This window comes from Roseburia lenta, from assembly GCF_014287435.1.
Taxonomy (GTDB): Bacteria; Bacillota; Clostridia; order Lachnospirales; family Lachnospiraceae; genus Pararoseburia; species Pararoseburia lenta.
This window is the reverse complement of sequence record NZ_JACOPG010000003.1, coordinates 247559-272402: the sequence shown is the minus strand read 5'-3', so window position 1 is coordinate 272402 and position 24844 is coordinate 247559. Positions and strand designations below refer to the sequence as shown.

The following is a 24844-nucleotide window of genomic DNA, read 5'->3' as shown; positions in this document are numbered from 1 at the left end:
ACTTAAGACCTTTTGATTGCACTGCACCGATTTGTCAATACACCTGCATATCTTTGATAAAAGTTTTATCGTCCCACATCATATATCTCTGTTATCAGTTTTTCCCATATACCAGCCTCATTTAAAAAATGTTCAATTATATCTCGTACTGCACCTTCCCCACCTTTAACAGGGCTAACATAATCCGCTATATTTTTAATCTCCTGGCAACTATTACATGGACAAGCAATAAATCCACACAATTGCATTGGCGCCAGATCATTTAAATCATCCCCTATATATCCAATATTTTCTCCGTTAAGATGATGTTTTTCTATAAATTCTGTTAGAAACTCCTTTTTGTTTCTAACATTCTGATACAGATAATCAACTTTCAACTCCTCCATTCGCCGCTGGGTTGCCGCACACTCTCTCCCCGTCAAAACCATTATTTCTATTCCCGATTTTTTTGCTGCAAAAAATCCAGCTGCATCCTTGGTGCAGAACTTTTTCAATTCATTTCCGTTTTGATCATAATAAATCCCCGCATCAGTCATCGTTCCATCAACATCTATGACTAATAATTGGATTTTTTCTCCTTTACTCATAAAGCGACCTCGTTATAAAATTAATTTTCATTCCAATTCGGTGAATGGCATTGTGCACTGCCACGTTATAATTTCCTGATCTCTCTGCTGTACTTCTCAAAGACGTCTTGTAGTAATTGCGTTCTCCTTCTACATAGCCATCTGCTCCCGCTACGGCAATTTCTGATATTCCTATATCCTTTAACAATTTGATTAACATAACCATACTATTACATCCTTGATCAAACGAACTCGAAAGGGCATTATAATTTAATTTAATCGCCTTTTTATCCGTTTCAATATTAGATGTTATGATAAGGTTTGCCGCAGTATCTGCTGCCTGTGAAAAACGTTTTGAATTACTAAAGAAAATATAATCCGCTTCAAAATCTTCCGGCACAAAGTTGACTGCTATCGTTACCACTTGTTCCTTTGTAATATAATCGCTTATATAATTCTTTTCAGAGCGAATAGAACTTCCCGGTGCCAATACCAAAATCTTTTTTTCCCTCAAAATATGCTGTAAATATTGGAAATCCTCTTTATCATCAATTACTTGATTTTTATATTCATTATATTTTAACTCAGCATAATCTTCATCAAATGCGGTAGCCTTACTTCTATCATAGCCAGCAAGAATGTGATCCATATCTCTATGTGTCAAGTCTCCCTTTTGTAAGTAGTATTCTGCATAATTACGATGAACATTAAATCTCGCTGACAAAAAATAAGCCGGTGTATAGCCCCATTCTGTCTTACCTTTTATCGGTGCAATATACTCTTGTATGGCATCTAGTAAAAAGTCAATATCATATACCTTATCCATATACTCATTACAATAATCTGCAATCAGTTCTATCGGCAGATTTCCCGGTATTCTTCCCATCCCCATCAAACTTCCATCAATGGCAACCGGTCTTGCCAAATGCTTATCAACAAATTTTTGCGCCAAACTACAACTAAGTGCCATATTTTCATGTAAATGAAGCGCTACACGAATATTTTTGTCCAGATTATTATCGACCAAACTTACTATTCTATCTAAGTCTCTTCTTTTCATGCTTCCAAACGTATCAACGATTGAAAACTGATAAGGCTGGATTTTATTAACCTGTTCAATAATCCATAATATCTTTTCATCTGTATATCCCATAATATTAATTGGATTGATTGACAGTTTATACCCCTTATCTTTGACCGTTTGTGCAAATCCCATGCCTTCTACGATATCATAATCATGAGCCGTTACACGAATCATTTCAATTCCCGTTCCAGAATACTCACTCAGTTTATTGATGTCATAATTACTTTGCATCGCCATGGCTGTATATACAGTATTACCCGGATTTTTAGGCAACAGCCTATTTAATTCTTCAATAGTATTGCACACTGTAACATCTTCATCATAATTGTCCACATTTCGTAAGATGCCAACCTCCACGAAGTCCATCTTCGCCTTTGTCAAAAAACGAATGATTGCCCTTGCCTGATGATATCCCCAGTGCCAATCATTAATATATCCTCCATCCCGGAGCGTACAATCTAATAACTTTAAATCATTATGCATCATATGCTTCTCTCTCACTAATTATTGTTCTAACTAATTCCAAATCTTTCGGGGTGTCTACTGATACAGTTTTATATGTTGATTGTATAGCCTTTACTGTGATTCCATTTTCTACAAACCGCATCAGATCATTTTCTTCTGCAATTTCCAAAACCGATTTGGCAGTTTCGTCATAAAATTGTAATGCTTTCTTTGAAAAAAGTTGTATACCAGTCACTTTTTCATAATCAAAATCTAATGTTCCCTTTGGATATGGAATTGGACTACGAGAGATCATTAAAACATCTCGCTTAGCATTTGTAACACATTTTTGGTTACTAAAATCAATGACTTCAGATGGTTTATCAATTATGTTAGTCAATACCGCCACATAATACTCCTTTAACTTCTCAGGAATAATTAATGAGAAACTTTCATAATTGATCAATGGCTCATCCCCCATCAACATCAAATATAGATCCGCATCAATCATCGTTGATACTTCATACAAACGTGATGTCGGTGTATCATGATCATTTCTCGTCATAACTACATTGATATGCCACTTTTCGCATTCTTTATATATCCTCTCGTCATCTGTAGCAACAACAACGTCGTAAAGATCCTTACTCTTGATGGCAGCCTGATATACCCACCAAATCATTGGTTTTCCGCAAATATCAGCCAATGGTTTCCCCGGCATTCTTCCTGATGCATATCGAGCCGGGATTACTCCTAATACTTTCATATTTATCCTCCTTACCTCTATAAATTAATGACCTCATAGAAATTTTGTGCAAACGTCTCTCCAAATTCCACTACTTCGTTATCAGTAAGTGGTTTATAATTTGAATTGCTACTCAAACTGTCCTCATATAACCCTGCAAACGTAATAATCTTGCATTTCAAATTATACGCTTTCATATACATGATAATCGCACTTGGCGTTACCATTAAAATATCTTTCCCCTTCAAATACGATAATAATGCCTCCGCCGGGATTGCATTATCAATTTCCTGCACATTGATCTTTTCTGAGAATTCATATTTGCCGCACTCGCGTGGATGCTTCTTTAAGATAATATTGCTATATTTCTTGTTAATATAATCCTCTAATTTTTTTTGATATTTGTCCGTCTCCGGCACATAATCTTCTAATGGTCGGGTAAATAACACAGCATCAGCCGCATCTAAATCATAATTTTCAAGCGCCGGATACATCCTTCTTAAGATTTCTTGAAACAGTTTCCAATCTGTTCCCTGTTCTGCATATAATTGCCGCATTTCTTTATATTTTCTATATTTCATTTTATCAGGCTGGCTGCAATATTTAATGCAGAACCTATCTGCATCAAAAGCAAACCATCCCGGACTACAATATCCCATCCTAGCCAAAATGAAGCCCTGCCACATATATGTCGAAAATAATTTTGTTTTAGGTATCCATCTAGGACGGATGCTATAGTCATTTATACCATCTTCCAATATAACGACTTCCTTCTCCTCGCCCAGTACAACACACGCCCCAGATATGATGCCCACATCTGCAATGACAACAATTTCATCATATTCCGACAAATCCACGTATTGGTTTAGCATTTTTTTACAAAAATCCTTTTGTTTTCCCAATATACAATTCACAAACATCTGAGCAACGATTACACATTTTTTCTTTGCTTCCATGACCGAAAAATCATTATCGCTCCGATAAACATGTTCAAAGATTCCAGTGTCTTCACAGAATGAATGCATATATTCCCCTCTTCCTCCATTGGGTAAACTTAATGCATCCCACTTTTTCTGTTTTCCATGATTACAATAATACCACACAAATTGATATAAATTATGCGGGTCATATATTACCGCCAAGCCCTTACTCATTTTATGCCTCTCTATTGCCCAAAAAACTTTTCCACTCTCTTTTGTAGCGCAACATATATATTACGAACATAACAAATAATACGATTAAAACAACATAACGTCCCAGTATATGATTTACCAACAATGAATAAATCGTTGCAATAACAATCAAGTACGCTATAAAACTAGCAAAAAATCTGTTCGCATACAATCTTTTTGCCTGCATATTTGCAATCATTTTCGTTATAGCAAAAATCACTCCATATGCAACAACGGTTGTATAACATGCCGCCACTGCACCAAATCGCGGGATTAACAGTACATTTAATATAATATTAATGATCGCCCCACCCAACACACTTGCTGACAACCATAGATTTTTTTTATAAAATAACAATATTTCTGTGTAAAATCGATACAGCACCATCATACAGGCGCTTAATACAAACGGAACAATATATTCATATTTCCAATAGTCTCTCGGGGCAATGATTCTTACTATTTCTGGTCCTGCCAAAATCAAGACACTTGCCAGAATAGCAATTATGACCAAATACCATTTTTGCAAAATGTACGTCTCAGATGTATCGTTCTTGTCTAATTTTCTAAATATCCATGCCTGACGCACTGGTGCTACCGCTTGGTCAACAGCCATCAAAGCGTACCCCAAATAGTAAATAACCGAATAAACCGCCGTTTCCTCTGCACCACAAAGATTGGTAATCATTACCTTATCACATTGTTGCATCAACATATATGATATTGACATGATAATTGTGGGCAATGCAATTCCTAAAGCATACTTCCAATAATCTAGGACTATAAGTTTGCCTTCACACTTCATGATTTCGATATATGCTATGGCTGCTATTACTCCAACGCCCAACACACTTCCAATAATCCTTGCTTCATATGACATATCAGGAAACACTAAAACAAAAATTAAGGCTACTAAAAATTGCAATGCATACGGTAATGCCAAAAGCCATTTTTTAGTCTTATAGTCGTTTTCCATATTGGCAGAATACATCCGATAATTAATCAGGAAAAAACCATAAGAATGCAACGCCCCCATGATGACCGTAAAACTTGAGAATTGGTGCGTTACTGCACAGCCAACTATCAAGGCGATCAGCAACATAATAACCATAATAATGGTAGATAAAATCAATACCGATTTTCGAAATTCCTTAATTTCATTCTTTTTATCTATATACGCATTATTTAAGGCATAGAAAAGGTTTGCTCCTATCAGCACCGTAAAAATTGAAACATATGCATAATAGGTACTGTAATTCCCGTAATCAGCCTGACTCATCAAGCGAGTAAAAACAATAATCCCCAGAAATGTCATGCCTTGACCAATAACAGTCGCTATAAAATACACCACAGATGCCTTTACGAATGGATTGATCTTTTTTTCTCTCAATATCTAAACCTTTCTATTACTTCAAACACTGTATTAGTCGATGTATCGACTCGAAAAATACTCTCTAAACGTATATGGGTTATCCTCTAAATCCTCTGGCAATTTTTCAGCAATATCGCACAGTTTCTTATAATCCATATCTCGTTGATCCACCTCACTATATGCTAAAATAAGTCGCAGTGGGTCTACATTCTTCTCATTACAACACTTGTAAATATCCTTAATATAACTGGAATGAAAGCCTGCGTATCCACAAATCAAATCCAGCGGATTTTGTACCTTGCCATCCGTAATATCTCGCAGTGAAACATAACCATATTCCAATAAGCGCGGGATATCTACGTCAAGATCATATCCTTTTTTCTTCAATGCCATTATCGTCATTTCTGTAGATGCATTTCCCAAACTCCGTCCCAGTCCCTGCATAGACGTATCGATCATATCGAATCCAAGATCTGCACAATATATACTATTTGAGACAGCAAGCCCTAAATTATTATGCCCGTGAAATCCCAATTTCACATTTGTTAATTTTCTTGTTTCCTCATAATAGCGTCTCAATTCATCCGGCAGCATACTGCCCGCCGAATCTACGATATACACACATTCAGCCCCTTGCTCGTGTGCCCACAATGCATTTTTTGCAAATTCTTCCGGCGATACAATATATGTCTTCATATAATTGACCATTATTATCAAGCCCAGGTTTTTTGCATGCTTGATAAATTCGCCTGCTTGTTCCGGCATATTTGCATTAACACCGATACGTACGAAATCGCACCCACCTTGCCTTGCCATATCCAAATCTTCCAGACGCGCTATACCCGGAATACAGAAAAATCCTATTTTTGATTTTCCTACAACTGACTTTGCTGCTTTTAAATACTCTTCATCCGAATGCAAAGCATAGCCATGTTCCTGAGAACTTGCATTCAGTCCCTGTCCATGCCCTATTTCTATATATTCAATATTTAATTTTTCTAATCTTGAACAAATATGCTCAACATCTTTACACGTAAATCGAAAATCAACTGCATAACTGCCATCGCGGATTGTTGTATCAAGTATTTTCATAATTTCTAAATTAATGACTCCACTACAGAAATAATATAGCGGATATCCTCCTCATCATATCTTTGATCTACAGGAAGAAATATTGTATTCTTCGTCAGATCATACTCCCATGTTTCTTTATATTTTTCATCGCCGCATTGATCCCATAAAGTTGGCACAAAAATTTTATTCTCAATCAATTCCTTTTTTATGTTTTTTCCTATGTTTAATGGATAAATATAGGGTATACTCTCTGGCTCAACGGAAATACGATTGATTTTTCTAAATCTCTCCTCATATACCTGTGCATTCATTCGCCGTCGTTGCTTTACACTTTCATAATCAATACTCTGCATGATTGCATCCGCCAAAAGAGACATTCCTTCATATCGTTCTGCAATATATTGATCCATCTTCTTTTTTCCCTGATAACAGGCATTGGTTCCTTCTTCCAGACAAGTCAATAAATATCCCGCTTGCTTGGCATTACACACAAGGCGTGGCTGACTAGCAATAACAGCGTTTGTTATAAGATAAGCCCCATCCGGAACACCAAAAAACTTTCTACATGAATATATATAATTGTCTCCTACATTGGGTTTGTGATAAAAGGAATGACAATTATCAACAATATAATGCTGCTCTGGATGCTCACTGATATACGTATCTACCTTGGTATCCATTACTCCAAAATAATCAACAATGTAAATCCAGTCTTCTTCCTCGGCTCGTTCTATGATCGGAAGTAGATTATCATCTATTGAGTAATACTCAACCTCCAAGTCATGCCTTTCAATTTCCCTACATACATTTGGGCATAAGTAAAAAGGAACGAATATTTTCTGTATATGTTCCTTTTCTATCAATATATCAATTCCTACTTTTGCCGAGTTATATTTCAGCAAATTATATTTATCTTCCGAATAATACGCTTGTCCTTGTTTTAATTCTAATGGTTGAAATCCACCATATGAACTATGCTTTCTTTTCACCATCTACTTCCTCTTCGAAATTAATCTTATCTCTGATAACATATTGTGGTGCCTGATTAAGCGCTATATATGTCTGCCCTATATACTCGCCAAATATTCCCAACATGACAAACAAAATACCAAATAGTATTAAAATCACAGCCATCATTGAACTATAACCAGCACTTATCGCCGGATCAATTAATTTGCGAACAATCGTCACTATGCCGCAAATCAGCCCCATAAATCCTACAAATAAGCCCAAAAACATCGTAACTCGTAATGGTTTCGCCGAAAAAGTTGTAAAGCCATTTAAGAAAAGTTCTACCATCTTTTTTAGGTTATATCCTGATTTGCCTCGAAGGCGTTCATTTTTCTTCACATCAACATTGCATACATTTCTTGTACTTCTCAGGATTAAACCGCCCAAATAAGGATGTGAGTTAGGATACTTGCACATCTCATCCACTACAAATCTCTTTACCAGCCAAAAGGTTGTTAAAACAACCCCCTTCGGTTTATCAATAAGCCAGGATTGCATACTTTCATTCATGAACGTTCCAAATTTTCTGAACCAAGAACGCTTTTCATGTTCAATAAACCTTGCTTCGACCGCATCATATCCTTCATCAATTTTTTCAAACAAACGCGGTAATTCTGAAAATGGCGTCTGCCCATCATCATCACCGCACACCACGTAGTCACCTTTAGCGTGATTTAATGCTGCCATTACAGCCGACGGTTGTCCAAAATTGCGTGCAAGATTGATGCCTTTAACATGTGTATTTCCAGTAGCAATCTCACATATTTTTGGGTAGGTTGTCCCATTTGGCGAGCAATCATTTACCAGAATAATCTCATATTCATATTGTGATAATTTCTGGCACATAACATCTTCTATTTGAGATACAACATCCTCTAAGGTATTTGTAGAATTGTAACACGGGATCACAAAACTCACTAATTCTCTTTTCACCCTTTTTGCTCCTCAAAAGTCACATATACATTATTCAAAATGTCTTGTGCTAATTTCTGTGCTTCATCATAGGAATCTGCCCCTACAATGAAATGCCCCGGTCTCAATCGTCCATACTTTGGATTCTCTAATCGATCTCCTTCATGGATCTCCAACTGATAATCAAGGACGTTCGCATGTTGTGCTAAATATTCTTTCCCATGTATTTTCTGTACAATTCCCTCTCCAAAATCAAAGAAGCGCATAACAACACATCGCTGTTCTGGCAAATGTAACTGATCCAGTGCCTTCTGATCAACACTCTGCCCCAATGCTTCTTTTATCAGATACTCATAATTATCAACGCCTGACATATATGGTACGATTTTCCCTGAAAGGTTGCTTCCGCCTCCCCTTGCGCCAGCCTCTATCAAATAAAACTTACCTTTATAAAATTTGTATTCTGAATGAGTCAATCCCATCGGCAGACCAATGCTTTCAACCAGTGCCTTATTCGTGTTCCGTAATAATTCATAATCATATACCGGATGACTATATGTATATGTCTGTACTTTAGAAACATTCGGATTTTCTTTATACATTTCCTTTATTGAAATACATAAAGGATAATGTGTTCCATTCACTACAAGTCCATCAATGGTAAACTCATCTCCGCCAATATATTCCTCAGCAAGAATTTCTTTTCGTCGATTTGAATATGACATTGTATCATCAAATTTATCTCTCAATTTTTTTTCGTCTGTAATTGTATAGACACCTCGACTAGATTGGCTGTCAATTGGCTTTATGATAATTTTCTTGTGTTTGTTCAGCATTTCTAATGCATCATCCAGCGTTTTACAAATTTTAAAATCCGGCACTGGCAGACCTGCTTCTTTGCATCTCTGACGCATCAGTGTTTTATCTGTAAAAATATCTGCCTTGTCTGTACCGATGCCTCGTAAGCCCATTTTTTCATTTACATAAGCAACGGTTGGTACTGCTATATCACTCTGATCAGAGATCACCGCATCCGGCTGATATTTCTGCGCAATTTGAAGATTTTTTTCCTTATCTAACACATTTGCCACTTCACATGCATCCGCATAAGGAAAGGCTGGTGAATCCTCGTATAAATTAGAGCAAATAACATAATGCCCCATCTGTTTTGCCTTTTTGATAAGTTCAATTTGCCAATCTCCACCGGCTATAACCATAATTTTACTCATATAATTCCTCTCAGTTCTGATAAAATGCAGATATCAACTCAATCACTTTATCTATTTCATTCTCTTTCAAGCCATAATACATTGGTAACCTCATAAGTCTTTCACTTTCCTTGGTCGTGTACTTATCTTGTCCCACAAATTGACCAAACTTTCTGCCTGCCGGTGCACTGTGCAGCGGAATATAATGGAACACTGCTCCAACGCCATGGTTTTTTAAATACTCGATCAGTTTTGTTCTCTCTTCCAAGTCCTTCGCCTTAATATAAAACATATGTGCATTATGTATACATTCCTCCGGAACATATGGTAACTCAATATATCCCGCCTCTGCCAACGGCTTCAGCATTTCATAATACTGATTCCAACTGTTCATGCGATCATCATAAATTTCCTGCGCCTTCTCCAACTGCGCCCAGAGATATGCTGCATTGAGTTCACTTGGCAGATAAGACGAGCCTGCATCTACCCATGTATATTTATCAATCTGCCCACGGAAGAACTTGCTTCGGTTCGTTCCTTTTTCACGTACAATTTCTGCTCGGTCTATATAATCTGGATTTTTGATTAATAAAAGTCCACCTTCACCCATGCTATAATTCTTTGTTTCATGGAAACTATAACATCCAAAATCACCAATCGTCCCAAGAGCTTTCCCTTTATATGTACTCATGACACCTTGCGCTGCATCTTCTATAACCAACAAATTATGTCTACGCGCGATATCCATGATCGTATCCATCTCACAGGAAACTCCCGCATAATGAACCGGCACAATTGCCCTTGTCTTTTTGGTAATCGCATCCTCGATCAATTTTTCATCTATATTCATTGTATCCGGTCGGATATCTACAAATTTCACTCTAGCGCCACGCAAAACAAAGGCGTCTGCTGTCGATACAAAAGTATACGACGGCATGATGACTTCATCCCCCGGCTGAATATCTGCCAGAATCGCTGCCATCTCCGTCGCATGTGTACAAGAAGTCGTCAGTAACGCCTTTTCTGTTCCTGTAGTATCTTCAAACCACTTTGCACATCTTTTGCAAAAAGGTCCATCACCGCATATTTTATGATTGCCAATCGCCTCGGCAATATATTTTTCTTCGTCTCCCACATGAGGCGGTACATTAAAATTAATCATAATTTTCTCTCTTTCAGGGTAAACTGACCTCATTGAAAACCAATAAGGTCATATCTACTATACTATTATTGTCGTATTTTGTCTAGTTTGAAAAAATCAGCTAACAATGGAGTTTCCATGATGTCTGATTTCCCTTTTCTAATGTAATATTCACAAAAAATAAAGAGTGCCATATCATTATGGACACACCCTATAAAAACTATCGCTTTTCAATTGTGCTTATATTATAGCATTCTCTTTCAAATTATCAACAATTTTTCGTATAAAATCATATTGTTTATGAATTACATAGCATTTCCACAATTTCTCTTTTCTGCTCCATTCTGGGATGTACGTAGCGATCCATGGTGATTTTGATAGAACTATGCCCAAGTATTTCACTGACGCATTTATAATCACCGCCATTTTCAACACACCTTGTAGCAAATGTGTGTCTGAGGCAGTGGAAATTACGGTAGGGAATTTCTAGCCTATTCAAAATCTTTTCATATATAGAAGGTACTCTTATCTACACAGACCCAATTGATGAACTGTTTCATTGTGATATTGGGGAACTACCATACCGTTCCTTACGTTTCAAATGGCTACTTTCGCTATCTTGCATCACACTTCTTTTTCTCATAATTTATCACCAATATATTTTTGGTGATAAATTATTTATGTTTACAGACATAGGATTTGATACGATTTCCATTATTCATCCCTTTGCAGCCGCAGCCGCAGATAGCCATATCGGAAGCCTGAATGACTATTCCTTTCAATCGGGACTGGGTGGTGGTTTATACACTCTGCTGATTTCCTATCTCAATCCAGCGCAAATATTGACCTATATTGTGCCATCAGCCCTGCTTCCCTATACATATATACTGAGTATGTATATTTCCACTATGCTTGCAGGTATTTACGGTTATCGCATTGGTAACGATTATACTGGGGCATACAATTACTATGAAGGTACAATCCTCTGGTGCTCCCTTCTGTCGATCATGATGCTGATTTTCTGTCTGTTCTTTCGGGGGAACCATAAAAAACGCATCATTTTTTTGCTATGCACTTTAACGCTGCTCTTTCCGATCGTCACAAAACTCTTTACGTTTGATGCAACCAAGCAGCGCTGGACTTTTGTCTATATCATAGCGCTAATCTGCCTATGTATTTACACATTAGATGATATTACAGAATATGTCGACCATATTCCTCTCAAACGCTGGCTGCTCATCAGCGATGTGATTATTTTACTTTTACTTGCACTTGTATTCGGATTTTCCGTGACCGGACAGATAGCGATTAGCAAACGCGCTTGTGTAAAGGTAATCTTTATCCTATTTTTGTACAATATGGTTTTTATCGCAATGGTCAAGAAAAGCCGGCAATTTGCAGCCCTCAGTTTATTGCTCGTGGTCTGCCTTGATATTGCACTAGAGACTTATCCGATTGCTAATACCAGAACCGCCATTATCAAGGAGAACTATGAAACATCTCTGTATAATGACGGGACAAAAGAGGCTGCTGCTGACATACAAAGTAAAGACCTCGGGCTCTACCGTATCACCATGCACTTTCCCATGACGGTTACGATAAGCTGAGTCCTGAACAGAAAGCATATGCTATGACTTCCGGCTTTTATCTGACAAAGTCTGAAAATGAGTCTGAGTTGCTCTCACAATATGCTACCATTGACACGTCTTCCCTTTGTGTAGAACAAGCCAATCTCGCATTGGAACAACTGCAAAAAGAATCCTTATATGATATATCCTATGTCGACCATGAACTAAGCGGAAAGATTAATAATACCGAGATAGCCGATGCCATGTTATGCCTCCCTATCTTTTATGATAATCGTTGGTCTACCTATATCGATGGGCAAAAAGTCACAGCATACAATATTAACGGTGGTTTGACAGGCATAAGCATCAGCCCCGGTGAGCATGATGTACGTTTGGCCTACAGTGACCCTATGATATATGTCAGCATCTGCATCAGCGGGCTTGCGCTCATGGGCATGGCTCTTTATCTTCTGCTATACCGCAAACGCAATTTTTCACGCAACGAACGCCAAAAACTGTACCGCTGCACAGCCGTTATTCTTATCCCTTGTATGATACTGGTGATTCTGCTTTATGAGCGACATACCGGGGAAGATAACAGTATTCGAAAGCGTCTTGCTTCCGGAGAAACGATCATCACACAATATGGCTATGACAGCACCACTGCAACGCAATTTAGTTTTTGGACGGTTGAAACAGCAGACTCCTTTTCCATCATTGACGGCGGTATACCAGCTATGGCTGACCTTGTTCGCACAGTTATAAAGGAACATAATAACCATGTGGATAATTGGATTATTACGCACCCACACACAGATCATATGGGAGCCTTTAATCGTATCATGCAGGATGACGCCGTCTCGATCACAATCGACCATCTGTATACAGTGGAATTTCCATTAGAAGTTTATGAACAGATTGCACGTGATGTTGACGATATTGACACCTACTATACTTTTTTAGATACCACGCAAACACTGAAGGATAAGAATATATTATCTGTCGAATATCTACACGAGGGAGACACCCTGCATCTGGGAGACAGCCAGTTGAAGGTATATAGCGAATACACGCCTGAGATTATAGAACGAAATCTTGATTTGCCGAACAGTAGTTCTCTCATTTTCAAAATATCCGGGAAAAAACAAAGTATGTTATTTTTTGCTGATTTTGAAGATGCCGAATTGGCTGACAAACTGTATGAAAAATACGGACACGAACTGGACGCCCTACACCGAAAACCTATCCCAATACTCCTGAAAATCCACTCTTTTATATAATGTATACAATCTATCCTGACTCAGTTCATCATACAATTTTTGAAAGTTTTGAGCAAGATATAGTATATAGTAATGTATATCAGCATATCTCATCTCTCTTCCACGCCTCTGCTTTTGTTTTCAATGGTATCAAAAGCATCAATTTCGAAATGACAAAATCTCTACAGAAGCAAAAGATTATCTCGCTTTCAATGGTACAATTTGAGTTTTGGTTTTAATTGTCGTTTGATTATTATTCCAACTCGCATAAATAAGGACAGGTTGTTTATATTCGTATAACTGTTTTCTCATTTCTTTAAATAAATCTTTTGTTTCAAAATAAACTAAAAGCATAAAATGATTTCCTTCATACGGAAAGCGGAACCTTATAAAATTCTTCTCTGAATCATAACTATAATAAGAACACTCAACAAGTTTGATGCCCGAAATATACTTGGTATATAGGTAAGAAGTTTTTCGTCCCGCGAGAATATATTTGACCATAATTCCATTAATTTTATCATCATCATCATTCTCAATACATATCGCATACAATTGGCGTATTGTATGTATATATAATTGTCGCTTCTCTTCATCTGCAGATCGCGCCACACTGTATATAGATCTTTTTTTCACAAATCCTCGTCTGCCTTCTGATTTTTGTATATTATTCAATAATGATTCTGGCGAGAAATCTGATGTGTCATAATTTTCTTTATCTCCTGTATCCGTCAAAACCACATTATACCAGCATCTCTCCACATGATCGCTACTAGGAAGTTTGACGAAATGTGTTCTTATCTTGTTGGAGTTGAATGCTGATACTGTAAATTTACAGTTGCATTTTGGATTTGGGCAATAGAAAATATGATCTTGTTCTTCAGGACGAACGTCCGCAGCATATCTCTTATTAATATGTTCCTCTTCATTATATGCTATAAATGACATCTTATTTCTAGCTCCTTATACCTTCTCTATTTTCTTATAGTTCTTCACAAGTATGCCCCAACAAATACGTCGCCGATGTCTCTCTCTCCGAAAAACATCCACGATCTCCAAAGACAATAAACGCATCTTTGGCTCGTGACACGGCAACATTCATCATACTTTCATCCTTATCAATAAAATAACAGTTTTCTCCACTTCCATAGACTGTAGAAAACAAGATAATCCTTCTTTCTGCCCCCTGAAAGGTATGCACAGTTCCCACAGAAATATTTGACATTTGTTTGGCCAATGGTGAGTTCATCAATTCTTTTTTTATCAAAAATGCCTGTCCCTTAAAGGGCGTAATAATTCCAATTACGTCTTTACTTTCCATTTTTCCCGCATCAATATCTTGCTGATATTCTGTAATAAGCAAAGTATAGTTATGGGTCAGCCAAGTGACTAGAGCCTCCGCTTCCGCTCTATTCTCTCTACTCCCCCCAATCTTGTGTGAATACTCAACAGATACCTGATAATGTCCCATTGGAGGAAGCAATTTCTTCTTTCCGGCCTCATAGGCACTTCCTCGTTTAGGTTGTAGCCTTCCTTTATAAACTAGTTTATTGCAATATGAAATTATCTCATCGTAACATCTCCGATGCTCATTCAAAAACATACCATGTTCGTATTTGTTATAAGCACATGATAATGCTGCAACCTTCATAATGTTTGATTGAGAACAATTTAAACCATTATTCTCTAATTGTTCAAACTGTCTCTCTTCAGCAATCACCCCATAAATCATAGCCATAGTCTTATCTATTCCCCGCGTCACACCCCAAACAGGAGATATCTGATGTTCATCGCCCACAACTAACGCTTTTTTTGCAAGCGAAAAATTCCCTGCAATCATCTCCGGTGAAATTTGACCAGCTTCATCTACAATCAGAAGATCTATGTAATTATACAGATACTGTCCACCATATACCTGGAATTGCTTGGGTAGCATAAATGTCGTCATAACCATACATGGAGCAATCATCGCCATCCTATGATAATATTCGTCTAGAACTTTTTCGAAAGTAGTAGGAATTTGCTTAACTGTTATAGTCGTATCACGTAACAACCATTCTCCCTCATAATAGTGCGCTGCCATCCAGAATTCCTTATAACGGATTTTATCAATCAGTTCATTCAGATCTGTTGGTGTAAATTGATTCCAAATAAATTTCTGTTCTTGCTTTACATCAAATGAATAGATATCTGCTAGTTTTTGATTGATTTCCTCCATCTGTTTCGTTGTGCTCTCCATTAATTCTTGAGCACTGCTTATCGCCTCTTCAAATTGATTGATCTGTTCACATGTCAGTCGATATTCCATATCATATTCCGACAATTTTGCTTGATACTGTTTTTGCACATCATGATACGTCACACTATCTTGTAGTATTTGGCACTCGTCTAAAAGAGAAAAGGTTGATACATATGCTGCTTCTCGATTCTTACTCCATGGTAAAAATGGAAAAATTCTCACCCACAACGGTAGCATTTGGTAACTTTGTTGCCATTCCAAATATCGTTTTTTACATACTTCTGCGTCTTTACTGATCAATTCCTGTTTTTGCAGGAACATTTCCTTCTGTTGTTGGTCCTCCTGTATCCGTTCTTGCAACGATTTTAGATAAGCACCCCCTTCTTGATTTCCCATAGCCTCAAACAACTGATGCGTCATATTCAATATTTGCTTCCGTTCTTGATCTATATCGTTTAAATGTTGATAGACTTTCTCCACACATCGTTCTAAGTCAACTTCTTCCTGTCCAAAATAAACTTTAAACTCCTGACAGTATTTTTCCTTAGAACTTCTTCTATTGCTTTCTGCTTCTATTTTCTGGAAAAATTCTTTCTGACCAACACTAGAACATTGATAACCTATTTCCATGGCATTTTTCATTTTACTTGATGAGGGAAAATAGATAGCAAATTTGTCCGCACCTGTGATCCATTTATGTTCTAGGTTCTTTATCCCTTGATTTTCAATACTTCGAAAAGATTCAATAATATTGGTTACCGGCTGATTGTTCATCGAAGTTGCCACAATAAGTGGTGCATCTTTTTTTCCTAATGCGGCATTTACATACATATCCGCCACTATCGATTGTAGTAGAGTAGTTTTTCCTGTCCCCGGTGGTCCACCAACCGCTCAAATATCCCCCTCTTCCATTTCATTAAAATGATTGATTGCCTCTCTCTGAGATGGTGACAAGGGATATTGTCCATTCATTTGTCCTGCATGTTGCATCATCTTATTTACATCATCATTGGAAATCAGCTGCTTTTTCGGTTCAGTCTTTCCATTTGTCAACTTAGCATATAATTTGTTTTCTTCCTGGTTCTGCAACTCATTGTATAAACTTAATATATGCTTTGTGGCATTGACCATTTTATCCTCAAAGATATAGTATTTATTATCTAATGCAATTTTTTCACCACAACTTTGTACAAAAGCATCATCAAAAGAACTGTGCGTAACAGTTTCATACATAAATATCGCGTATTGGACATATTGTTCCCATGTCTCGATTTCATAACGTGCACTTGTCATCTTTTCTACGTACTCATCATAGGTTGTCATATCGCCAACAGATAATTCAGGGTCAATCATTGGATATAAATATTCTCTAGGAAACCATGGTTCTTTTCCAACATCCGCTCTGGACAATTTTCCTTCTCCGTCTAATTTTGCCGGGACAAAGAAAATGGAATTCAAGTCCTCTATCTTCTCATCTATCCTATCTCCATTTTCATATATGCTTGCTAAAGTTTTAAAGGCAATTATGACATTGATAGTTTGCTTTTGCATCTGCTGGTCTGTTTTACATTTTCCAAATAAATGCTCCAGAACAATATCTCCGACCTCTCCTGTCATTACTTCTTGCTCTGGAATCAAACAAAACTCCCCATCTTTATACTCGCATTTCGGATTTGTTTGTACCGCCACGGCATTTCTAAAATATCTTGTAACCTCTCTCATTCTCTCCCTATGCCCCTCTTCGTCCCTCTCGCACACCATAATTGATATAGTGTAAGTAATACGCCTTCCAGTCACTTCCATAAGTTTTCTGCAAGTCCTGATATCTTGTACGATAATTCTGCACACTAAAATCCACCTTTGCCTGACGTCCTTCGTTCATTCCATACTGGACAAAGTGCTGTAATACTGCGGCATCATCATCTCCATACGCACGATATACATCCGGATTTTTTGATATATAATAACTATAGTCATACACCGCGCTATAATCCACGCCATTCCACAAGGTCAGTCCATTCTGCAGCGTATTGCAACCGGTTCCTCTTCGTCCTTCCCGAGCGCCCCAATTAATATAGTGCACATAGTAATTTTTCAGATCATTTCCATACGCACGGCGCAAATCTGCATACTGCAGACGATAGGATCGTACATCAAATGTACTCTTTGCCTGACGTCCTTCCTTCATTCCCCACTGGACAAAATGCTGTAATACCGCGGCATCATCATCTCCATACGCACGATACACATCCGGATTCTTTGATATATAATAACTATAGTCATACACCGCACTATAATCCACGCCATTCCACAAGGTCAGTCCATTTTGCATAGCATTGCAACCGGTTCCCACTCGGCCCTCCCGGGCTCCCCACTGGATGTAATGCATATAGTAATTCTTAAGATTATTTCCGTATGCGCGACGCAGATCTACATACTGCAGTCGATATGACCTGACATCAAATGTACTTTTTGCCTGGCGCCCTTCGTTCATTCCCCATTGAACAAAATGCTGTAACAGTAGATTTGTATCATAGCCATATGCCTGTTTCAGATCACTGTATCTGCTAGCATAATAAAATGGGTCGAATATACTACTATAGTCAACTCCATTATAAACTGCTGTATAGGAATGATTTTCATTGTTACCCTGCTCCCCTCCAGATTCTTCATTTCCTCCCGGATTCTGACCACCAGAAGAACTACCCGTATTACTATCTGTATTTTCCTTACCATAGTCATACTTACACTCCGGACGATTGACCGTACTCCAGAAAGTCTCCGGTACATGTGACCGGTTATTTTTCCGCAAAGTCTCATCACTTACATTGTAATATGCCAAAGTGCCGGATGTATCCGCCCACGTCGGATCTACAGCATACCAATAATTTCCTATATGGATCTGATTCCATTCGTGCGTTGCGCTTGTCACAATGATCGTTTCAATTCCTGCTCCATTGCACAATAATTCAAATGCTTCTGCATAGCCGGCGCATACACTCTGTCCTCTCATAAAAACGCTATAACAAGACTGATTATAGGATGCACCATCCTTATATATCGTATTGGTTATCACCAATTCATGTGCCTTATACTCCTTGTCCAAAACGCTTGCCTGCGCATTGACCTGACTCATCCAGTTATCGATCACACTCTGAAACTGGTCGGTATAATTCTGGCGCGTTGCACCATCTACAAATTCGTCATAGACATCAACATAGATCGTTCCTGCATTCTCCACACCGGCATAATATTCCCTGACATAATCCTCACCATCCAGGAAATAAAATTGCGGATTAGAATTAACAAAGGCAATCGTTGTATTGATTGCCTCTGTGTCTGTCAAGCCGCTATATGACACACCTTGTGTATATTCACGGCTTGCGTTCATGACAGCAGTCTTTCCATTGATATCCCCTGTTCCAGTCAGATATGCCATACACATCTGATAGAGACCATCATAAAGTTTCTTCTGACTCGCTGTCATTTGGTTGTAATAATAATCTGAGCCATACTTTGCCCAGTAACTGCTGCCTGCATTTCTGGTATAACTCGGCTCATATACATCGGTGTACTCTGAAACGACCTGTTCTGTGACTTGCGGTGCATGGTATCCCTCTGCATTTGTTATTTCATTCGCCGCATAAACCGGCAATGCATCCAGCGCTGACACGGTCACAAATACCGCACTACATAATACCAGCAACAGTTTCTTCATTCGTTTCATAGGTTTTCTCCTCACTTACTATCGCACACCGCTTCTTCCTTCAATCTGTCCATAAGATATGTAATGCATATAATATGCCGGTAAATTATCACCGTACGCAGACTGCAAGTCCGCATATCTGCTTCGATAAGACTGCACTGCAAACGTTTCCTTTGCACATCTGCCTTCTTTCATTCCATAATTAACAAAATGCTGCAAAACTGCCACATCGTTATTGCCAAAGGCTTTTTTCACATCCGCATTATTTGCCACATAATAGTAATAATCATACACCGCAGAATAATCTACACCATTATATATTGTTGTGGCTCCCTGTACCGTCGTGCAGCCCGTTGCAACACGCCCTTCCTTTTTGCCGTATCTTATATAATGCTCATAATAGGACTTCAACTGTCCGCCATAAGCATTGCGCAGGTCCGCATATTGCAGGCGATAGGATGTCGCGTTAAAGTTGCTGCTTGCCTGCCGTCCCTCATTCATGCCATAGTTGACAAAATGTTGCAGAACTGCAATATCATCATTTGATCCATAGGCATTTTTCACATCTGCATTATTTGCAAGGTAATAATCACAATTATAAACGGATGCATAATCCACGCCATTGTACTGTGTCACATATCCCTGTCGGGAAGTACAGCCGGTTCCTTTTCTATGTTCACGATATCCATATTTCAGATAATGTTCATAGTATTTCGATAGGTCATTGACATACGCCTGACGCAAATCTGCATATTGCAGTTTATAAGAGTTGACATTAAACGTTGCACAGCCCTGCCGTCCTTCATTCATACCATAAACCGCAAAATGCGTACAATACTTCTTTAAATCATCGCCATATACCGCAGCCAGATCCGGATTGTTCTTCTTATAATATGTAATATCAAAGATCGGGCTTGCGATACGCCCCTCTGCCAGACCATAATTCAGGAAATGGTCAAGCAATGCCTTTTCATCATATCCATAGACCGCTTGCAGATCGGCATAATTATTGTAGTAATATGACGCATCAAAAGCCGCAGAATAATCCTCCTTGGACAAGCCATAATAATTCGCAATACCCGCGGCATCTGCCAGACCAAGTTGCTGCAATCCACTTTCATTTCCCAGGAAACGCTGGATATCTCCGGCATTTGTCAGATAAGCATGCTCTACGATGATACCCGGAAATCCCAACAATTTACTGTTGTGGTTCACACTATAATAGTCCGTCACACTTCCATCCGGATAGGTGCTTCCATCGTTTGAATTGCGGATCTTGACTCCCGCGTTTGACAGACCGATCCACTGTAATACATTGGCTATGCTCTGTGACAGTGAATGGCTCTCCGCACTCAGATCCGGTCGGTAGCCGCTATTTTGTGCATACACTTCCACACCGGATGTCGCCGCTGACTGTGAGACATTCAGATGCAGGCTGATATAAACATCTGCCCCCATATTAGAAGCCCACACCATACGATAGTAATTATCCATGGTAGATGAAGTTCCGGGATTCGGACATGCATTTGATGATCTGGTCAAATACACATCCACGCCTTGATATTGCTCCAACTCCGCTTTACAATACTGGGCAATCTTTAATGTCAGTTCTTCCTCTTTCAAACCGGAACGGGATGCCCCATGATGTGTACTATCATGTCCCGCATCCAAGACAACTGTCAGTCGTCCCGTATTTGCATATTTTTTGATAGCTGCCTTTTGCAACGCCCAGTCAGCATCACCAAATGCTTCTTCCAACTCCTTGCGCATCTGCGCTGTCGTAGAGTCATCACCATCCTTTGCGTGCACTATGCTGCCTGACGGCACATACAAGCAAGTGCACATAACAAGAGCAAGCAGTATGGTTATTAATCTTTTTAAAAATTTATCTTTCATCGTCTTTTCTTTGAGAGTTCCTAAATTCCGCTTCTGCCTTCTTTTTTACCGAAGTTCATATAATGCAGATAGTAACTTTTCAGATCATTTCCATATGCGCTTTGTAAATCTGCATAGTTTTCACGATATACCCCTGCATTGAAATCTGCTTTCGCCTGACGTCCCTCTTTCATTCCATAATTCACAAAATGCGCAAGCACTGCCTGGTCATCATTTCCATAAGCATTCTTTATATCGCTGTTATTTGATACATAGTAGTAGTAATCATACACAGCAGAATAATCTACGCCATTATAGACGGTCGTAGCTCCCTGCACAGTGGTACAACCGGCCCCTTTTCGTCCCTCTTTTGCTCCATAATTCATATAATGCAAATAGTAGTTCTTAAGGTTGCTGCCATATGCATTTCGTAGATCCACATACTGTAAGCGATAAGAGTTTGCATTGAAAGTGGATTTTGCCTGTCTTCCTTCTTTCATACCATAATTGACAAAGTGTGCAAGCACTGCGTTTTCATCATCTCCATAGGCTTTTTTTACATCGACATTATTATTTACATAATAGTTGTAATCATAAACACTGGCGTAATTAATGCCATTATAGACCGTTGTTGCATTTTGCAGCGCCGTACAACCGGTTCCCTTTCGTCCCTCTTTCTGCCCATATTTGACGTAATGCAAATAGTAATTCTTCCAGTTCTTACCATATGCACTACGAAGATCCGCATACTGCAAACGATAGGATGTTGCACTGAAAGTAGAAATTGCCTGACGTCCTTCTGCCATACCATAATTTACAAAATGCTTCAAAACCGTGGCATCATCCGTACCTAATGCATTTTTCACGTCGACATTGTGCTCCAAGTAGTAGTAATAGTTATATACGCCAGAATAATCAATGCCATTATAGACCGTTGTCGGTCCCTGCATAGTCGTACAACCGGTTCCCTGGCGTCCCTCTGCCTTTCCATAAAGCATATAATGCTGATAGTACAAAGGCCAGTTCGTACCATAGGCATAGCGCAGATCTCCATATTGCAGATAATAAGATTTTGGATCAAAGGTTGCGCAACCCTGTCTACCCTCTGCCATGCCATAATTTTTAAAATGGCTCAGCAATGCTCCGGCATCACTCCCCACTGCACTTACGACATCTGCATTGTGTTCTCCATAATATGTAGCATCAAAGACAGCCGAATAGTCCTGCCCGCTGATGGTTCCATCATCATACCAATAGTCCAGATCCACATAACCGGTGATACCCGGTACAGATCCCTGGGAAGAGAATTGGAAGAAATCGTATGTCTTCTCATAATCTGTCGTTGCTAAATATCCTGCATTTGATAAATAACCTGTCCACTGTGGATTTGAATAATTTGCTATCCATACGCGTCCATTGGCTGCCAGAGAGTCTCCGTCAAAGAAATTTCTTAAGGTTGATTTATTGGCATACAATGCTCCGGTATAGCCATTCAATGCGCACTGATTCATAAAAGCATTTGCCACGGCTGTTCTCTGTGCAGCATTCTGCCTGGAATTGTATAAACGGCAATCGCTACGATACTGCGAAGGACACCATTCGTAATCCATACAGATCGGCAGCGTAATATTATACATATAAATGAGCCCCGTCACATAATTTGCTTCCTCTCTCGCCTCAGCCTCTGTTACAGCCTCTGACCAGAAATAAACGCCCACACGAAGTCCCGCCGCAAGTGCTCCCTCTATGTTCTGCTTATAGCACTTGTCTGTATAAAATGAACCATCATTATAGCGACCACCAACTTTGACAATGACAAAATCAACTCCGGAATTCCTTACAGCACTCCAGTCGATCGTACCACGGTCATTCTGCCAGTGCGATACATCAATTCCAATTCTAGGCCACTCGTCTACACGCGGACTGGTTTTGGTATAGCCCATGACACTGGTGGAATCGTCATCAAAAAAGCCCTCATCTACCTGTCCTGACATACGATAATCATTACCATCAAAATGGGCCACTGCTGCCTTAGCCTCAAGAATGCCTGTGTTCATGAACAATCCGACAAATAACGTCGTGATCAACGAGACACATAATCCTCTTACCTTTTTTGAATACTTCATCTCTCTTGTTTTCCTTTCTCCACTTTGGTAATCTTCACCTTTGAATTCATATCATAAAATCCTACTGTGTTTTTGTCTGAAACGACTGAAATATTTATCACATCATACAAGCGATGGTAGACAGTAAAATCCCCATCGCGATATCCAGTACAACTTATAGAAAGCAGATATTCACCGCCTTGTAGATTCATCTCCTGATTGAACTCACAAAGATATACATCTCCAGCATTAGCCACATCTATTTCCTGTTTTTCGTACATTGTATTGGTACCGGTAATCGCTGTGCCTTGGATATTTTTAAAAGTATAGGTAAATATCGGATTCTGAACCGTGTCTTCAAATTTGACCTCTGATAAGATAGAAAACCTGGTTCCTTTTTCTATACTGCTTGTTATTGTTCCCTCTTCATCACGAACTGCAAAATCAATGATATGTGCCTTACCGTTCCCATATTCGTCAAGAGCTGGGTTGATTTTATACTGGTTTTTCCACAATTCCACCTTATCACTTGTATTATCGAACACCGGCGAGTTTATTCTATTATGTTCCTGTTCGTCCTCCATAACCATTTCCTGAGTTCGTTCATCAAGTTCTAATTGGTTGACGAGAAGTTTCTTGTACATTCCAATCATTTGCTTGGGATTACCTTCTGCTATCTTCGCTCCTTTGTTCAATAGAACTACCCGATCGCAATATTTTGCAACACTACCTAGATCATGACTGACAAACAAGATTGTTTTTCCCAACTTCTTGAAATCTTCAAACTTCTTATAACATTTAGCCTGAAAGAAAACATCTCCTACAGAAAGTGCTTCATCTACTATTAGTATCTCAGGGTCAATATTTATTGCAACCGCAAATGCTAAGCGAACAAACATACCACTTGAATAGGTTTTGACCGGCTGGTAGACAAAATCACCAATATCTGCAAATTTTAATATATCATCAAGTTTCTTATCTATCTCCTCCCGGGAGAATCCTATCATAGTCCCATTCAAATATATATTCTCTATACCTGTATACTCCATATTAAATCCGGCTCCTAATTCTAGCAGAGCCGAAATACGACCATTGATATCCACTTCTCCATCTGTTGGATTCAAGACACCAGTAATAATCTTTAGGATGGTTGACTTTCCAGCACCATTGGTTCCAATAATTCCGACTGTTTCCCCTTTTTTCACGGAGAAATTTAAATCATGCAAAGCATAATGTTCATGATACCGTGGCGCTTTTGATAGTCCAAACGCATCCATAATACGATCCCTATTACGATCATATAACTTGTACATTTTACTTACATTTTTTACTTGAATCGCATATTCGCTCATAGTTATCCCTC

At 38.6% G+C, this 24844-nt stretch carries 20 protein-coding genes; 2 read left to right on the top strand and 18 right to left on the bottom strand.

Translation table 11 applies throughout. The features are described 5' to 3' along the window. Positions 1–65: 65 nt before the first annotated feature. The 11 genes from H8R94_RS08710 to H8R94_RS08660 form a co-directional block, all read right to left on the bottom strand. Entirely contained in the window at positions 66–587 is a 522-nt protein-coding gene (locus H8R94_RS08710; protein ID WP_186854426.1) for a KdsC family phosphatase, read from the bottom strand. Continuing rightward, complete coding sequence (locus H8R94_RS08705; RefSeq protein WP_243238490.1) at positions 580–2136, bottom strand: aldolase catalytic domain-containing protein; 1557 nt, start codon at positions 2134–2136, stop codon at positions 580–582. Before H8R94_RS08705 ends, H8R94_RS08710 begins: the two co-directional genes overlap by 8 nt. After that, the gene (locus tag H8R94_RS08700; RefSeq protein ID WP_186854425.1) at positions 2126–2860 is read right to left on the bottom strand and encodes a 3-deoxy-manno-octulosonate cytidylyltransferase; all 735 of its coding nucleotides are present in this window, start codon (positions 2858–2860) and stop codon (positions 2126–2128) included. Before H8R94_RS08700 ends, H8R94_RS08705 begins: the two co-directional genes overlap by 11 nt. A 17-nt stretch (positions 2861–2877) precedes the next feature. Further along, positions 2878–3993: a polysialyltransferase family glycosyltransferase gene (locus H8R94_RS08695; RefSeq protein ID WP_186854424.1), complete on the bottom strand. Its 1116-nt coding sequence runs from the start codon at positions 3991–3993 to the stop codon at positions 2878–2880. Position 3994: 1 nt separating this feature from the next. Further along, positions 3995–5401 (bottom strand): lipopolysaccharide biosynthesis protein, encoded by a 1407-nt coding sequence (locus tag H8R94_RS08690; protein ID WP_186854423.1) that lies wholly within the window; start codon positions 5399–5401, stop codon positions 3995–3997. Positions 5402–5434: 33 nt separating this feature from the next. Continuing rightward, the gene (locus H8R94_RS08685) at positions 5435–6475 is read right to left on the bottom strand and encodes a beta/alpha barrel domain-containing protein (RefSeq protein ID WP_118281577.1); all 1041 of its coding nucleotides are present in this window, start codon (positions 6473–6475) and stop codon (positions 5435–5437) included. Between the two features lie 5 nt (positions 6476–6480). Then, on the bottom strand, positions 6481–7449 hold the full coding sequence (locus tag H8R94_RS08680) for an aspartate aminotransferase family protein (protein ID WP_186854422.1): 969 nt from the start codon (positions 7447–7449) through the stop codon (positions 6481–6483). Next, the gene (locus H8R94_RS08675) at positions 7430–8401 is read right to left on the bottom strand and encodes a glycosyltransferase family 2 protein (protein WP_243069548.1); all 972 of its coding nucleotides are present in this window, start codon (positions 8399–8401) and stop codon (positions 7430–7432) included. The genes H8R94_RS08680 and H8R94_RS08675 overlap by 20 nt, the downstream gene beginning before the upstream one ends. Next, positions 8398–9609 carry an ATP-grasp domain-containing protein gene (locus H8R94_RS08670; RefSeq protein WP_118281575.1) on the bottom strand — a complete coding sequence of 404 codons (1212 nt, stop codon included), beginning with the start codon at positions 9607–9609 and terminating at the stop codon, positions 8398–8400. Before H8R94_RS08670 ends, H8R94_RS08675 begins: the two co-directional genes overlap by 4 nt. 10 nt (positions 9610–9619) lie before the next feature. After that, positions 9620–10750, bottom strand: coding sequence for a dTDP-4-amino-4,6-dideoxygalactose transaminase (gene rffA / locus H8R94_RS08665; protein ID WP_118535388.1), 1131 nt, complete (start codon positions 10748–10750; stop codon positions 9620–9622). Positions 10751–11027: 277 nt separating this feature from the next. Next, complete coding sequence (locus tag H8R94_RS08660) at positions 11028–11231, bottom strand: tyrosine-type recombinase/integrase (RefSeq protein WP_330416379.1); 204 nt, start codon at positions 11229–11231, stop codon at positions 11028–11030. A gap of 178 nt (positions 11232–11409) precedes the next feature. Here H8R94_RS08660 and H8R94_RS08655 point away from each other — a divergent pair, with 178 nt between their 5' ends. Together H8R94_RS08655 and H8R94_RS08650 are read left to right on the top strand one after the other, a co-directional pair. After that, on the top strand, positions 11410–12336 hold the full coding sequence (locus tag H8R94_RS08655) for a YfhO family protein (RefSeq protein WP_186854421.1): 927 nt from the start codon (positions 11410–11412) through the stop codon (positions 12334–12336). 23 nt (positions 12337–12359) lie between these two features. Then, positions 12360–13577: a YfhO family protein gene (locus H8R94_RS08650; RefSeq protein WP_186854420.1), complete on the top strand. Its 1218-nt coding sequence runs from the start codon at positions 12360–12362 to the stop codon at positions 13575–13577. Positions 13578–13754: 177 nt separating this feature from the next. Here H8R94_RS08650 and H8R94_RS08645 read toward each other — a convergent pair whose 3' ends face one another. The 7 genes from H8R94_RS08645 to H8R94_RS08615 are packed head-to-tail and all read right to left on the bottom strand — an operon-like array spanning position 13755 to position 24833. After that, positions 13755–14504 (bottom strand): hypothetical protein, encoded by a 750-nt coding sequence (locus tag H8R94_RS08645; protein WP_186854419.1) that lies wholly within the window; start codon positions 14502–14504, stop codon positions 13755–13757. A 34-nt stretch (positions 14505–14538) separates the two neighbouring features. Then, positions 14539–16626, bottom strand: coding sequence for a DEAD/DEAH box helicase (locus tag H8R94_RS08640; RefSeq protein ID WP_186854418.1), 2088 nt, complete (start codon positions 16624–16626; stop codon positions 14539–14541). Positions 16627–16686: 60 nt separating this feature from the next. Further along, positions 16687–17517, bottom strand: coding sequence for a hypothetical protein (locus tag H8R94_RS08635; RefSeq protein ID WP_186854417.1), 831 nt, complete (start codon positions 17515–17517; stop codon positions 16687–16689). A gap of 7 nt (positions 17518–17524) precedes the next feature. After that, positions 17525–19522 carry a transglutaminase domain-containing protein gene (locus tag H8R94_RS08630; protein WP_186854416.1) on the bottom strand — a complete coding sequence of 666 codons (1998 nt, stop codon included), beginning with the start codon at positions 19520–19522 and terminating at the stop codon, positions 17525–17527. A gap of 18 nt (positions 19523–19540) precedes the next feature. Further along, entirely contained in the window at positions 19541–21397 is a 1857-nt protein-coding gene (locus H8R94_RS08625; RefSeq protein ID WP_186854415.1) for an N-acetylmuramoyl-L-alanine amidase, read from the bottom strand. 20 nt (positions 21398–21417) lie between these two features. Further along, complete coding sequence (locus H8R94_RS08620; protein ID WP_186854414.1) at positions 21418–23502, bottom strand: GH25 family lysozyme; 2085 nt, start codon at positions 23500–23502, stop codon at positions 21418–21420. Then, positions 23499–24833 (bottom strand): ABC transporter ATP-binding protein, encoded by a 1335-nt coding sequence (locus H8R94_RS08615; RefSeq protein WP_186854413.1) that lies wholly within the window; start codon positions 24831–24833, stop codon positions 23499–23501. The genes H8R94_RS08620 and H8R94_RS08615 overlap by 4 nt, the downstream gene beginning before the upstream one ends. Between the last annotated feature and the right edge of the window lie 11 nt (positions 24834–24844).